This is a genomic window from Limosilactobacillus difficilis (assembly GCF_947387495.1).
Classification (GTDB): Bacteria; Bacillota; Bacilli; order Lactobacillales; family Lactobacillaceae; genus Limosilactobacillus; species Limosilactobacillus difficilis.
Window position 1 is genome coordinate 1 of the sequence record NZ_CANDNU010000046.1, and the last position, 12,030, is coordinate 12,030.

Genomic DNA, 12,030 nt, shown 5'->3' on the forward strand with positions numbered 1-12,030 from the left:
GAAAAATATTAAACTATCAAACACCGTTTGAGATATTTTTTGAAGAACCGTTGCACTTAGTTTGACAATTCGTCATATTAATTTACCCCGAATTCCCTTGCCATCACCTGCAAGACTCCTTGTTCATTATTGCTCGGGGCGATATGGTCAGCTTCTTGTTTAACGTTTTCCGGAGCGTTGGCCATCGCGTAGGCTTGGCTGGCAAGATGCATCATGGTAATATCATTTTCGCCATCCCCAAAGACCATCAGTTCTTCGGGTTTTAAGTGCCAGCGCATCAATAATTTTTTCAGGCCGGCCGCCTTATCAATTCCTGGCACAATCAAGTCAATTGCCCCGTTACCGCTGACAGTCGGGTAAACATCGTTGCCAAAACGCTGCTGGATAATTTGCTGATATTCGAAAGTCTTCTCGCTAGGGACGACCAGGGCCAGCTTAAAAATGCGACCCTTAATTTCATCCACACTGCGGATTAGTTGTCGGCGAACCGAGTAATTTTTCATGTTTTCCTTAAACTCAGCCGGCTGATCCTCAGGAATAAACCAGCCGTTTTCGCCGCAATAAGTGTAGCAAACGCCGGGCAGACTCTCAACCAGGCGACCAACTTGTTCGGGAATTCCCGGGGTAAATTCAGCACAAGCGACCTCCTGGTTTTGGTCGACTACGAGGCCGCCATTATCGGCAACGAAGGCTGCATCGTCAGCTTCGTCGGGGATCAGGGTGCGGAGATATTCATATTGGTCACCGCTGGCAATGATAAAATGAGCCCCCATCTGCCTCATTTTGTAGTAGATGTGCTGAAAACGTTGGCGGTCATAGCTCCGGTTTTGTCCCTTGATTGGAAAGCCTTTGTCTGACAAAAAAGTACCATCGACGTCAACTGCAACTGCTTTAATCATGATAATCCTCCTTGTTTGTGGCGAAGAGCTTGGCCAGAACGTGTAGAACCCCTTGATCGTCATTGCTGGGTGCTAGGTACTTGGCAACTTTTTGAATCTGGGCCGGGGCATTTTTCATGGCATACGAATATTTAGCCAACTGGAGCATGGTGATGTCGTTTTCCCCATCGCCAAAGGCAATTAACTGTTTTTCTTTCTGTCCCCAATGCTGCAGCAGCTTGCGCAAGCCTGAGGCCTTATCTAGGCCAGGGATGATCAAGTCGATCGACCCCAGTCCGCTACTCGTCGCTTGGACTCGACCGGCGAAATGCGCTTCGATCTGCTGACAATATTGCTGGGATAATTCTTTCGGGCAGTCCATGGCAAATTTAAAAATTGGCCCGTGCAATTCATCCAAGGAATTGATGGTGGTCAGGTTGGGGTAAAAATGGCTGATTCGTTTCCGGTAAAAGGCGGGCTGACTGTTGGCCACAAAGTCTGAATCGAGCCCGCAGATGCTATAGACAGCTCCGGGCAGTTGATCGAGGAAATGGGCGATCTCATGGACCGTCTGGTTGGCAAACTGGCCGTGGAAGATTTCTGTTCCACGATCAACAACCCGCCCACCGTTGTCGGCGATGTAAGCAATCTGGTCAGCAAACTGAGGCAACAATTCGCGTAGACTGTCATAGGGTTCACCACTCGCAAAGACAAAATGCATTTGGCGTTTCTGCAATTCGGCAAAAACCTTTTGAAACAACTGATGATCGAAGGTCCGTCTGTTGTCTAACGATGTGAGAAAGGTACCGTCGATGTCGGTTGCGACTACCTTAATCAATGATGAATCAATCATATTTATTGAAGTCCCCAGAAACCAGCCATCACCTGCAAGACCCCCTGCTCATTGTTAGAGGGGGCAATGTCGGTTGCCGCAGCCTTAACGGTGTCATTGGCGTTGGCCATCGCGTAGGCGTGGCCGGCGAGCTTAAACATTGTCAAATCATTTTCTCCATCGCCAAAGACGGCCAGTTCGTCAGGAGAAAGATGCCAACGTTTAAGGAGTTTTTTCAGTCCATTACCCTTGTCACAGCCGGGAATGATCAGGTCAACCCAGCCAAAACCGCTGATCGTTACACGAAATTGATCGCCAAAACGATCGACAAGCTGCTGATAAAAGTCGTGTTTGATCGCTTCTGGAACATGAGTAACGATCTTAAAAGTTGGCCCTTTGATGTCGCTGAGCTGGTGAAAGACCCGTCGCTTAGGATAGGGCGCAATCATCATTTGCAAAACCTCGTCGGACATGGTGTCCGGCACATAAAGGCATTCGGGACCCGAAATGGCGTAATCAACATTGGGGTCGGCTGCTTGTAGAAATTTGATTACCTGGGGTAGCAAGGTCGGGTTGAACTTGCCGCACGAGACGAGCTGGCCGCCTTCATCGACGACCATTGCCCCGTTGTCGGAAACGTAACTGATCGCCTTGGCGTCTTGCGGGGCGAGAGACTGCAGGAAGGCGTACTGGTCGCCAGAAGCGAAGGTGAAGTGGGCTCCTTGACGCTGCATCTCTGCGAAAATTCGCTGGAAGAGCTCCTTGTCATAGTGGTAGTGATCGTCTAAAAAAGTTCCGTCAATATCAACAGCAACTGCTTTAATCATTGTTCTCTCCTTTGTTAGCCTCGCATTTTAATGAACGGTTTTAACTGCTGGGGGCCGAAATGTTGGTCCTGATAAATTAAGATGTCCGCACAGGCCTGAGCGTCATCGAGGGCGTTGTGATGGTGGTGCAGGTCGATTTGCAAGGCGTCGGCCACCGTGTTGAGTTTATGGTTGGGCAGCTGGGGGAAGAAGTGTCGGCTGGTCCGGACAGTATCGAGTGTCAGGTAGGCCGGTGGCTGGATCCCGTAGTGCTCCAAAGTTTTGGTCAGGACACTGTTATCAAAACGGTTGTTGTGGGCGACAACCAGCTGTTCCGGGGTAAAGAAGTTCTTGATATGCTCCCATACTTCTGGGAAGATTGGCGCGTCGGCAACGTCACGCTCGTGAATGCCGTGAATCTGAGTGTTGCGCCATGAAAATGGCATTTGCGGGTTGATCAGACTGTAAAATTCATCTACGATCTGGTTGTGCCGGACAATCGACAGAGCGAGTGAGCAGGCACTATCTCGCGGCCCCGCCGCCGTTTCAAAATCCATTGCGACAAAGTTCATTGACCGTTCCACCTCCATTATTTGCGCTTCAGGTCTAACGTGATTATTATACAGTGGCAAAGAACTTTCACCAAGTTAGTGGTGTTACAATGTGTGAGTAATAATTTTCGAAAGCAGGATTAAAAATGACAGAAGATTTGCGAACGCTTTTTCCAGCGATCAAAATCAAAAAAGATGAACCGTTGAGCAACTATACTTATACTAAAACGGGTGGCCCGGGCGACTGGGTGGCCTTTCCCACGAGTGTTGACCAGGTGCGCCAATTGGTAGACTATTGCCGGCAGCACCAGATGCCGCTGACCAACCTGGGCAATGCCAGTAACTTGATCGTTAAGGATGGCGGGATTGCCGGCTTGACGATGATCATGACGGAGATGAACACTATTAAGCTGGATGGCGATAATGTGATCGCCCAGGCGGGGGCCGCTTACATTGACGTAACCAAGTTTGCTCGTGATCATTCCTTGACGGGGGTTGAATTTGCCGCTGGGATTCCCGGCAGCGTTGGTGGCGCCGTCTTCATGAACGCCGGCGCTTATGGCGGCGAAACAAAATTTGTAGTCAGTCAGGCGACGATCATGCTAGCTGATGGAACGATCCAGGTTCTCAATAACCAACAACTTGACTTTGGTTACCGGCACAGTGCAGTCCAGGACAACCACGGGGTCGTTTTGGATGCTACTTTCAGTTTGAAGAAGGGGGATCACGACGCCATCGCCGCAAAGATGGAAGACTTGAACGCGCGACGGCGGGCTAAGCAACCGCTGGAGTACCCATCTTGCGGGAGCGTCTTCAAGCGGCCCCAGGGTCACTACACCGGTAAGCTCGTCCATGATGCTGGATTGCAGGGCTATACCGTTGGGGGAGCCCAGGTTTCTAAGAAGCACGCGGGCTTCATCGTCAACATCGGCGGTGGCACTGGCAGTGACTATCAGGCGGTGATCAAGCACGTACAGGAAACGGTGAAGGCCAAGTTTGGCGTTCAGTTGGAAACGGAAGTGCGAATTATCGGCCGCGATTAAGAAAATAGAAATAATAAAGGCTTCAGCCCGCATCTGATGGGGTTGAAGCCTTATTTGTGATATTTGCGGGCTGGGGCCTTCGCAATTTTGGTATTAGCGATGAGTGCGATGGTGGCAGTTAGGATCGTAAGAGCAATTTTACGAAACAAGGAAAACACCTCTTATTCGTGAGCGGAACGCCGGATTTGGTGAACGAGGACGGCTAATAGCAGCTGGGTAAAGGTCATAGCGAGGGTGAAGGCCCACATCTGTGGTTTCCAAATACTCATCAGCTGCTTGAAGAACCAGCTCGGGGTCATCAGAAGGTAAAAGGAGTGAAGCCGCAGAAAACGACCGATGTAAATGCCAATGCTGGAGCAAATTGTAAAGAGTGTAATCCATAGGTAGCGAAGGCCTAAGTGATGCGGGGTTGTCACCATTGTGAGAAGCCGGCTGACAGTTAGCAGGGAAACAGTCCCAAAGAGCGCGGCCGCAAAGGCACTGGTCACCATTAGGCAAAAAGTAATCCACATGTGCGGATCCGTCCGCAAGAGTCCAGACACGGCCGTGTGAGGATGGAGCCATGATAGGTGGAAGAGATCTGTCATGACATAAGGCGCGTTAGGGTAAAAGAGTAACCACAGTACTAATAGTCCCCAGAAAGCCAGTGAGCGCTTGTCGGTGAAACGGCGGAGCTGGAAGCCCAGTTCAATTGGAACGGCAGCTAAGAAGACGTTAAAGGTCATGAAATTATAAGGGGCTTTCATGGTGAAAAAAAGGACGATAATCCACAACACCATAAAGAGACGTTCACTATTGTGATAAGACAGCCGGGGCATTATCCTTCTCCTTTCAGTTAATAACTATGAGTATTCTACCAAAGAAGCAGTTGTTTGGCCTGTTTTTAGTCGGCTCCGATAAACTTTTCATCCCTTAGCCACCTGTTCGCGGAAAATGATATAATGTGAAAGTAATTTAGGGGAGGGATCTCAAGAATGCAAACAATTGCGTCACTCCTCACGTGGCGGAGCCTTGTCAGTCTAGTCGACATTTTGGCCATTTGGTTTCTGATTTATGAGATGCTGCTATTGGTCCGTGGGACGCGGGCAGTCCAGCTCTTTCGGGGAATCGTGATTATCCTGGTTGTCAAACTGATTAGCTGGTATGTCGGACTTAGCACCGTTTCGTGGGTGATGGATCAGATTATCAATTGGGGTGTCATTGCCATCGTGATCATCTTTCAGCCTGAAATTCGGCGGGGCTTGGAGCACCTGGGCCGCGGGACCTTTATCGCCCGCTCTCGATCTGGCAATGAAGAAGCCGAAAACCTGATTCAACAGCTCGATCAAGCCATTCAGTATATGTCGAAACGGCGGATCGGGGCGTTGATTACTATTCAGATGGAGACGGGACTCGAAGAGTATATTGAAACGGGAATTCCCTTGGACGCTGAAGTCACTGGGGCCCTACTCATCAATACTTTCATTCCCAACACCCCTTTGCACGATGGGGCGGTTATCATCAAGGATAACCGTCTCGCGGTAGCGGCAGCCTACCTGCCCCTCTCGGACAGCAAGCTGATTCCGAAAGATCTAGGGACCCGGCACCGGGCCGCTGTGGGGATCAGTGAAGTTACCGATGCTTTGACCATCGTGATTTCGGAAGAGACCGGAGAGGTTTCGCTGACTAAAGATAATGAATTGATGCGTAATATGTCACAAAAGGACTATTTGAAGTTTATGCGATCGCAGCTTTACAAGGCTAACACCCAGAGCAATAACAGCAATCGTTGGAATTTGCTCCTGGAACGGTTATTCGGCCGGGGAGGTGGTAGCCGTGAAAAGTAACAAGAATAATGACGGTTTCTTTAGCAACATTTGGTTTTTGCGGATTGCGTCACTGGTCCTCGCCATCTTTTTGTTTGTCTATGTCAACGGTAGCAAGGACGGTTTTCTGCGGCAAAATACCCGTAGCGGACAGAACAGCGCTTTGATGTCCAACAAATCGGTGACTATCAAGGTGCCATTACAACTAAAGACTAACAACCAAAAATATGTCATCACGGGTTATCCGCAGTACGTGCGGGTAAAGGTCAGCGGTCCGTCGGCATTAGCGACAACCACCTCGAACACGCAGAATTTCAAGGTCTATGCTGATCTGACTGGTCTGGACATTGGCCGTCACACGGTCACTTTGAAACAATCGGGATTAAATTCCGAATTGCGTTACACAATTATGCCCTCCAGCATCAACGTGAACATTCAACCACGGGCGATGGCTACCAAGCCGGTTCAGGTAAGGCTGAGTTCGCGCAACGTTAATGGCAATTACCACGTCGGGACGCCGCGTCTGTCGATGACTCATGTGCAGATTAGTGGCGCGCGCGATGAGGTGCGGAAGGTAAACCGGGTCGTGGCTTACGTTAACGTGCCGAAAAATGCCACTGCTGACTTGCACCGCCAAGTAACCCTGCAAGCCTTGGACAAGAATGGGCACATTCTGAATGTAATTATTAGCCCTAATTACGTTTCAGTGGTGGTTCCGATTTCCAGCAGCTCGACGTCTTCGAGTTCGTCCTCATCCAGCGGGAGTGACGAATCAAGCAGCAGTTCGAGTCACAATAACCGGAACAGTGATAACGATAATAGCAATCAGCAAAGCAGTAGCAGCAGTTCTTCGAACGCTTCATCTGCCGACAATAGCAGCAACAATTAATAAGGATTAGCGGGCAACGGATCCGCCAAGATAAGGAGATAATTATGAACTTAAAGTATTTTGGAACTGATGGTGTACGTGGTGTTGCTAACGAAGATTTAAGCCCAGAATTGGCCTTCCGTCTGGGCCGGGCCGGCGGCTATGTTCTCACGGAACATTCCGAACGGAAACAGCCGCAGGTCTTGGTATCTCGGGACACCCGGATCTCGGGTCAAATGTTGGAGAACGCTTTGGTAGCCGGACTTTTATCAGTCGGGATTGAAGTCCTGCGGCTTGGTGTTGTTACCACCCCCGGAGTTGCCTACTTGGTACGTGCCCAGGAAGCTGATGCCGGGGTAATGCTGACGGCTAGCCATAACCCGATTAAATACAACGGGATTAAGTTCTTTGGTAGCGACGGCTTTAAGCTGTCCGATGACCTGGAAGCCGAAATTGAAAAGCTCCTCGATGCAGACAAAGACAAGCTGCCGCGTCCTTCCGATAAGGGTTTAGGCACGGTCGAAGATTACCGCGAAGGGGCGCTGAAGTATGTTTCTTTCTTGGAGTCAACGATTTCGACGGACCTGAGCGGGATGAAGATTGTTGTTGATGCGGCTAACGGGGCGACGAGCGGTTTTGTCAGCAACCTCTTTGCTGACATGAACGTTGACTTCACGGCGATTAATGCCACCCCGAATGGTTTGAATACTAACCTTGATTGCGGTTCTACCCATCCAGAACAGTTGCAAAAGGCGGTTGTTGAAAATAAGGCTGATCTTGGGGTCGCCTTTGACGGAGACGGCGACCGTTGTATTGCGGTTGACGCTGATGGCAATATCTTCAATGGTGATAAGATCATGTTTATCTGCGGCCAGGCAATGGACGCGCAAGGGAAGTTGAAGAAGGATACCGTCGTCACTACGGTCATGTCCAATTTGGGGATGTACAAGGCGCTCGAAGCTAACGGTATGAAGAGTGTTAAGACCAAGGTTGGCGACCGTTACGTTGTCGAAGAAATGCTCAAGAATGGTTACAACCTCGGTGGCGAGCAGTCCGGACACATCGTCTTTTTGGACCACAATACAACGGGTGACGGTATGCTGACGGCATTGCAGCTCTTGTCGGTTGTTAAAGAAAGTGGGAAGCCGCTGGCTGAATTGGCATCACCGGTGAAGGACTACCCACAAGAGCTGGTCAATGTTAAGACAGATGACAAGGCGGCGGCCCTCGCCAACCCGGCTTTGAAGAAGATCACCGAAGAAGTCGAAGCTGAAATGCACGGTGACGGACGGGTCCTGGTTCGGGCGAGTGGGACGGAACCACTGATTCGGATTATGGCGGAAGCCCCAACTAAAGAATTGGTACATACCTATGTAATGAAGATCGTCGAAGTGGCACGGCGGGAATTTGGCGTCGACTAAATGCCTGTTTCATCAACTTGGAAACGCTATCGCGGCTTGCTAGACCAATTGGGACTTTCCAATTGACAATAGTGGCCGCGATTGTTATTATCTTAAGGTAATTAAAAAGCAGCGGATTTTAAATTCGTCTATACCAATTAGATAATAGCAAAGGATGAGAGAAATGTGTGGAATTATTGGTGTTACGGGAAATAAGCGTAGTGTTTCCATTTTGATCAACGGTCTTAAGCGATTGGAATACCGTGGCTATGATTCAGCTGGGATCTACGTCAATGACATGAATGGGCATGACTATTTGATCAAGCGTAAGGGGCGGATTTCTAACCTGGAAGCGGCCATTAATGATAATGTTAACGGGATGTCAGGAATTGGTCACACCCGCTGGGCTACTCATGGTGAACCCAATGAAGTGAATGCCCACCCGCAATACTCTGCTGACGAGCGTTTTTACTTGGTTCACAACGGGGTGATCGAAAACTTCAAACAGCTGAAGCAAGAATACCTGCAAGATGTTCATTTTAAGAGTCAGACAGATACGGAAGTCGTTGTTCAGCTGGTCGACCGCTTCGTCACCAAGTACCAGATGGATACGAAGACAGCTTTGTTAAAGGTTTTGCGGCTGATCAATCCTGATTCTTCTTATGCCTTTGCTATGATGGACCGGGAGCAGGCAGATACGATTTACGTCGCCAAAAATAAAAGCCCGCTTTTGATCGGCTTGGCTGACGGTTACAACATGGTTGGTTCCGACGCGATGTCGATGATCGACGAAACGAATAAGTTTATGGAAATTGACGATCACGAGTTGGTGATTGTCAAACCTGATCATGTGTCAATCGAAAGTTTCGATAGCAACGAAAAGCACCGCAAGCCATTTACGGTTGACATGGATGCTTCAGCAACCGATAAAGGACCATATCCGTTCTATATGCTCAAGGAAATTGACGAGCAGTCAAGTGTAATGCGCAAACTCGTTCAGCATTACCTGCCAGATGGTGACCCGGTAATTGATGATGATCTTTTGGCGGCGATGATGAAGGCTGACCACCTTTACATTATCGGTGCCGGGACGAGTTACCATGCTGGCTTAGCAGGGCAGCGGATTTTTGAAGCCCTGACTGGCATTCACACTTCGGTACACATTTCTTCTGAATTTGCTTATGAGCACCCGCTTTTATCTGAGCATCCGTTCTTCATTTTCCTCAGTCAGAGTGGGGAAACAGCCGATAGCCGGGAAGTGCTGGTCCAGGTCAACAAACACAAGTGGCCAAGTCTGACGATCACCAATGTTGATAAATCTACTTTGTCACGGGAAGCCGATTACACACTCTTGATCGATGCTGGTCCGGAAATCGCTGTTGCTTCTACGAAGGCTTACACAGCTCAGATTGCGGTCGAGGCGATTCTCGCCAAAGCGCTTGGCCAAAAGAAAGAAATTTCGGCTGCAGAAAAATTCCCGTTGAAGAGTGAGCTATCTAACATCGCCAATGGCATTCAGGCGATTACCGACGGAAAGGATAAAATTGCTGCGATCGCTGCGCACTATCTTGCTAAACCGCGCAATGCTTTTTACATCGGACGGGGAGTTGACTGGAGCGTCGCCCTCGAAGCTGCACTGAAGCTCAAGGAAATTTCTTACGTTCAATCAGAAGGTTTCGCCTCGGGTGAATTGAAACACGGGACGATTGCTTTAATTGAAAATCATACCCCGGTCATCGGGATCATCACCCAGGACCGGACCGCTGGCCTCACGCGCAGCAATTTGGAAGAAACCCAATCGCGTGGTGCCGCAATCTTGACGATTGTCTCTCGCCATCTGTCTATGGATGATGACACGATCATTATTCCCGATGTCAACGAGCTGTTAACGCCGCTGATCAGCATCGTTCCGGCCCAGTTGCTGGCTTACTACACGAGTCTTGGCAAAGGACTGGATGTTGATAAGCCGCGGAACTTGGCCAAGTCGGTGACGGTTCAGTAAAACCAGCTGACATTGAAACAGTCATTCAAATGACATCAGCACGAAGCATGAAAACGGCTTCGTGCTTTTTTGTTGAATAATTACGTTAAAAAGCGGACAAAAATTATCATTTCAGGATGGTTATCGGATAAATTACGAAGATTAGCTTGAACTATCACTCCAATTGTGCGATTATTACTGTGTTGCAATTATTAATTTCACTTAAGGAGTCTTTTGATTATGCAAAATTCAACCAGTGCTCGATGGCTGGATCGCCAGTTTCACTTGAGTGAGCATAAGACCAGCGTTAAGCGGGAAGCTGTCGCCGGGTTAACGACCTTTGTTTCGATGGCTTATATCCTCTTTGTCAACCCGTCCGTGTTGGGGACAGCAGGGATGAACAAGGGTGCTGTTTTCACGGCTACCGCTCTTTCCGCGATCATCGGTTGTTTATTGATGGCCTTTTTAGCTAACTACCCGATGGCGATTGCTCCTGGTCTGGGTGACAACGCTTTCTTCACTTATTCCGTCGTCCTTGCGATGGGGATCCCGTGGCAAAAAGCGATGGCGGGCGTTTTTGTCGCTTCCGTCCTCTTTACGATTCTCTCCTTCATGAAGGTTCGGGAAATTGTGATTAACGCCATCCCTCATGACCTCAAGCTGGCAATGGCTTCTGGGATCGGGATCTTTATTGCCTTTGTTGGTTTGCAGGGCGGGGGCCTGGTTGTTAATAGCAAGTCTTCCCTCGTTACCTTGGGCTCACTGGAGGTGCCAAGTACCTGGCTGACCATTTTCGGGATCTTCTTTATCGGTATTTTGATGGCCCGCAAGGTGCCTGGAGCAATTTTTTATGGTATGGTTGCGACGACCGTGATCGGCTTGCTGACCGGCTTGATTAAAATGCCAAGTCACATTATCAGTGTGGCTCCGAGTTTAAAGCCGACTTTTGCTGTTGGCATTAAATATCTACCGACGATGAAAGATCCGCAGATGTGGGCCGTTGTTTTGATCTTCTTGCTGGTGGCGTTCTTTGATACTGCCGGAACCCTGGTTGGTTTGGCCCAGCAAGCCGGCCTGATGAAAAATGATCGTTTGCCGCGGATTGGCCAAGCCTTAATGGCTGACTCGTTGTCAATGCTCGGCGGTTCGATCTTAGGGACGACACCGACGTCGTGTTATGTTGAGTCATCAGCCGGGATTGCCATGGGTGGTCGGACGGGCCTGACCGCTTTGGTTGTTGCTGTTTTGTTCCTCTTCAGCATGATCTTTTCACCTTTGCTGACGGTGGTTACCGATCAGGTTACGGCGCCAGCCTTGATTATCGTTGGGGTGCTGATGGTTTCTGCTATGAAGGACATCCACTGGGATAAGTTTGAAATTGCGATGCCATGCTTCCTGACTATTGTTGGGATGCCGCTGACCTATAATATTTCTTACGGTTTTGCCTTCGGTTTTCTGACTTATCCGTTAATGATGATTGCTTGCGGTCGTCGCAAAGACGTTAATGTCGTGATGTGGGCACTGTTTATCGTCTTCATCATTATGCTTTACGTTCTGAACGTTCTGCCAGCTGGTCACTAAAATTGGATCTTAAACGGTCGTGAAAATTCCCAATTAGCTCAGTAGCGTTGGCGTAATTTTTCATGATCGTTTTCTTTCAATTTTTCATTGACAGCGCTTACATGAAGGGCTACTATAAAGATACAAGGTATTTAAAGAATTTACCTTCTAATCAATTCTCTTTCTCTCTTATGCCAATCACCGTCCTGTATGGGCGGTGATTTTTTTGTACTGAGAATTTACAATTCAAGTGCAACATAAATTAAAAAAATAACCCATAACGGGTAGAATTAGTTTAATAACCAA

The 12,030-nt window shown here is 48.9% G+C and carries 11 protein-coding genes; 6 read left to right on the plus strand and 5 right to left on the minus strand.

Going from position 1 to position 12,030, the window contains the following annotated elements; translation table 11 throughout:
* Nucleotides 1–77: 77 nt before the first annotated feature.
* From QOR82_RS07665 to QOR82_RS07680, 4 genes are read right to left on the minus strand one after another with little or no spacing between them, the layout of a single operon-like run.
* Entirely contained in the window at nt 78–899 is an 822-nt protein-coding gene (locus tag QOR82_RS07665) for a Cof-type HAD-IIB family hydrolase (protein ID WP_283584187.1), read from the minus strand.
* Entirely contained in the window at nt 892–1,731 is an 840-nt protein-coding gene (locus QOR82_RS07670; RefSeq protein WP_283584188.1) for a Cof-type HAD-IIB family hydrolase, read from the minus strand. Before QOR82_RS07670 ends, QOR82_RS07665 begins: the two co-directional genes overlap by 8 nt.
* A 2-nt stretch (nt 1,732–1,733) precedes the next feature.
* Nucleotides 1,734–2,537: a Cof-type HAD-IIB family hydrolase gene (locus tag QOR82_RS07675; RefSeq protein WP_283584189.1), complete on the minus strand. Its 804-nt coding sequence runs from the start codon at nt 2,535–2,537 to the stop codon at nt 1,734–1,736.
* Between the two features lie 14 nt (nt 2,538–2,551).
* Nucleotides 2,552–3,088 (minus strand): 3'-5' exonuclease, encoded by a 537-nt coding sequence (locus QOR82_RS07680; protein WP_283584190.1) that lies wholly within the window; start codon nt 3,086–3,088, stop codon nt 2,552–2,554.
* A 125-nt stretch (nt 3,089–3,213) separates the two neighbouring features.
* Between QOR82_RS07680 and murB the strand changes: the two genes are divergently transcribed.
* Nucleotides 3,214–4,110 (plus strand): UDP-N-acetylmuramate dehydrogenase, encoded by an 897-nt coding sequence (gene murB, locus QOR82_RS07685; RefSeq protein WP_283584191.1) that lies wholly within the window; start codon nt 3,214–3,216, stop codon nt 4,108–4,110.
* Nucleotides 4,111–4,271: 161 nt separating this feature from the next.
* On the opposite strand, the gene QOR82_RS07690 is transcribed toward murB, so the two are convergent.
* Complete coding sequence (locus tag QOR82_RS07690; RefSeq protein WP_283584192.1) at nt 4,272–4,928, minus strand: DUF1361 domain-containing protein; 657 nt, start codon at nt 4,926–4,928, stop codon at nt 4,272–4,274.
* A gap of 156 nt (nt 4,929–5,084) precedes the next feature.
* Here QOR82_RS07690 and cdaA point away from each other — a divergent pair, with 156 nt between their 5' ends.
* From cdaA to QOR82_RS07715, 5 genes are all read left to right on the plus strand, one after another.
* Nucleotides 5,085–5,936, plus strand: a complete 852-nt coding sequence (cdaA, locus tag QOR82_RS07695) for a diadenylate cyclase CdaA (RefSeq protein ID WP_283584193.1) — start codon at nt 5,085–5,087, stop codon at nt 5,934–5,936.
* Nucleotides 5,926–6,804: a CdaR family protein gene (locus QOR82_RS07700; RefSeq protein WP_283584194.1), complete on the plus strand. Its 879-nt coding sequence runs from the start codon at nt 5,926–5,928 to the stop codon at nt 6,802–6,804. Before cdaA ends, QOR82_RS07700 begins: the two co-directional genes overlap by 11 nt.
* Before the next feature lie 44 nt (nt 6,805–6,848).
* Nucleotides 6,849–8,204: a phosphoglucosamine mutase gene (gene glmM, locus QOR82_RS07705; RefSeq protein WP_283584195.1), complete on the plus strand. Its 1,356-nt coding sequence runs from the start codon at nt 6,849–6,851 to the stop codon at nt 8,202–8,204.
* Between the two features lie 163 nt (nt 8,205–8,367).
* Nucleotides 8,368–10,185, plus strand: a complete 1,818-nt coding sequence (gene glmS, locus QOR82_RS07710) for a glutamine--fructose-6-phosphate transaminase (isomerizing) (protein ID WP_283584196.1) — start codon at nt 8,368–8,370, stop codon at nt 10,183–10,185.
* Between the two features lie 219 nt (nt 10,186–10,404).
* Nucleotides 10,405–11,745, plus strand: a complete 1,341-nt coding sequence (locus tag QOR82_RS07715; RefSeq protein WP_283584197.1) for an NCS2 family permease — start codon at nt 10,405–10,407, stop codon at nt 11,743–11,745.
* The last annotated feature ends 285 nt before the right edge of the window (nt 11,746–12,030 follow it).

Coding starts and splice junctions, on each gene's coding strand:
- QOR82_RS07670 (WP_283584188.1), bottom strand. CDS start 1,731: ATGATTGATTCATCATTGATTAAGGTAGTCGCAACCGACATCGACGGT.
- glmS (WP_283584196.1), top strand. CDS start 8,368: ATGTGTGGAATTATTGGTGTTACGGGAAATAAGCGTAGTGTTTCCATT.
- QOR82_RS07665 (WP_283584187.1), bottom strand. CDS start 899: ATGATTAAAGCAGTTGCAGTTGACGTCGATGGTACTTTTTTGTCAGAC.
- QOR82_RS07690 (WP_283584192.1), bottom strand. CDS start 4,928: ATGCCCCGGCTGTCTTATCACAATAGTGAACGTCTCTTTATGGTGTTG.
- glmM (WP_283584195.1), top strand. CDS start 6,849: ATGAACTTAAAGTATTTTGGAACTGATGGTGTACGTGGTGTTGCTAAC.
- QOR82_RS07675 (WP_283584189.1), bottom strand. CDS start 2,537: ATGATTAAAGCAGTTGCTGTTGATATTGACGGAACTTTTTTAGACGAT.
- cdaA (WP_283584193.1), top strand. CDS start 5,085: ATGCAAACAATTGCGTCACTCCTCACGTGGCGGAGCCTTGTCAGTCTA.
- QOR82_RS07715 (WP_283584197.1), top strand. CDS start 10,405: ATGCAAAATTCAACCAGTGCTCGATGGCTGGATCGCCAGTTTCACTTG.
- murB (WP_283584191.1), top strand. CDS start 3,214: ATGACAGAAGATTTGCGAACGCTTTTTCCAGCGATCAAAATCAAAAAA.
- QOR82_RS07680 (WP_283584190.1), bottom strand. CDS start 3,088: ATGAACTTTGTCGCAATGGATTTTGAAACGGCGGCGGGGCCGCGAGAT.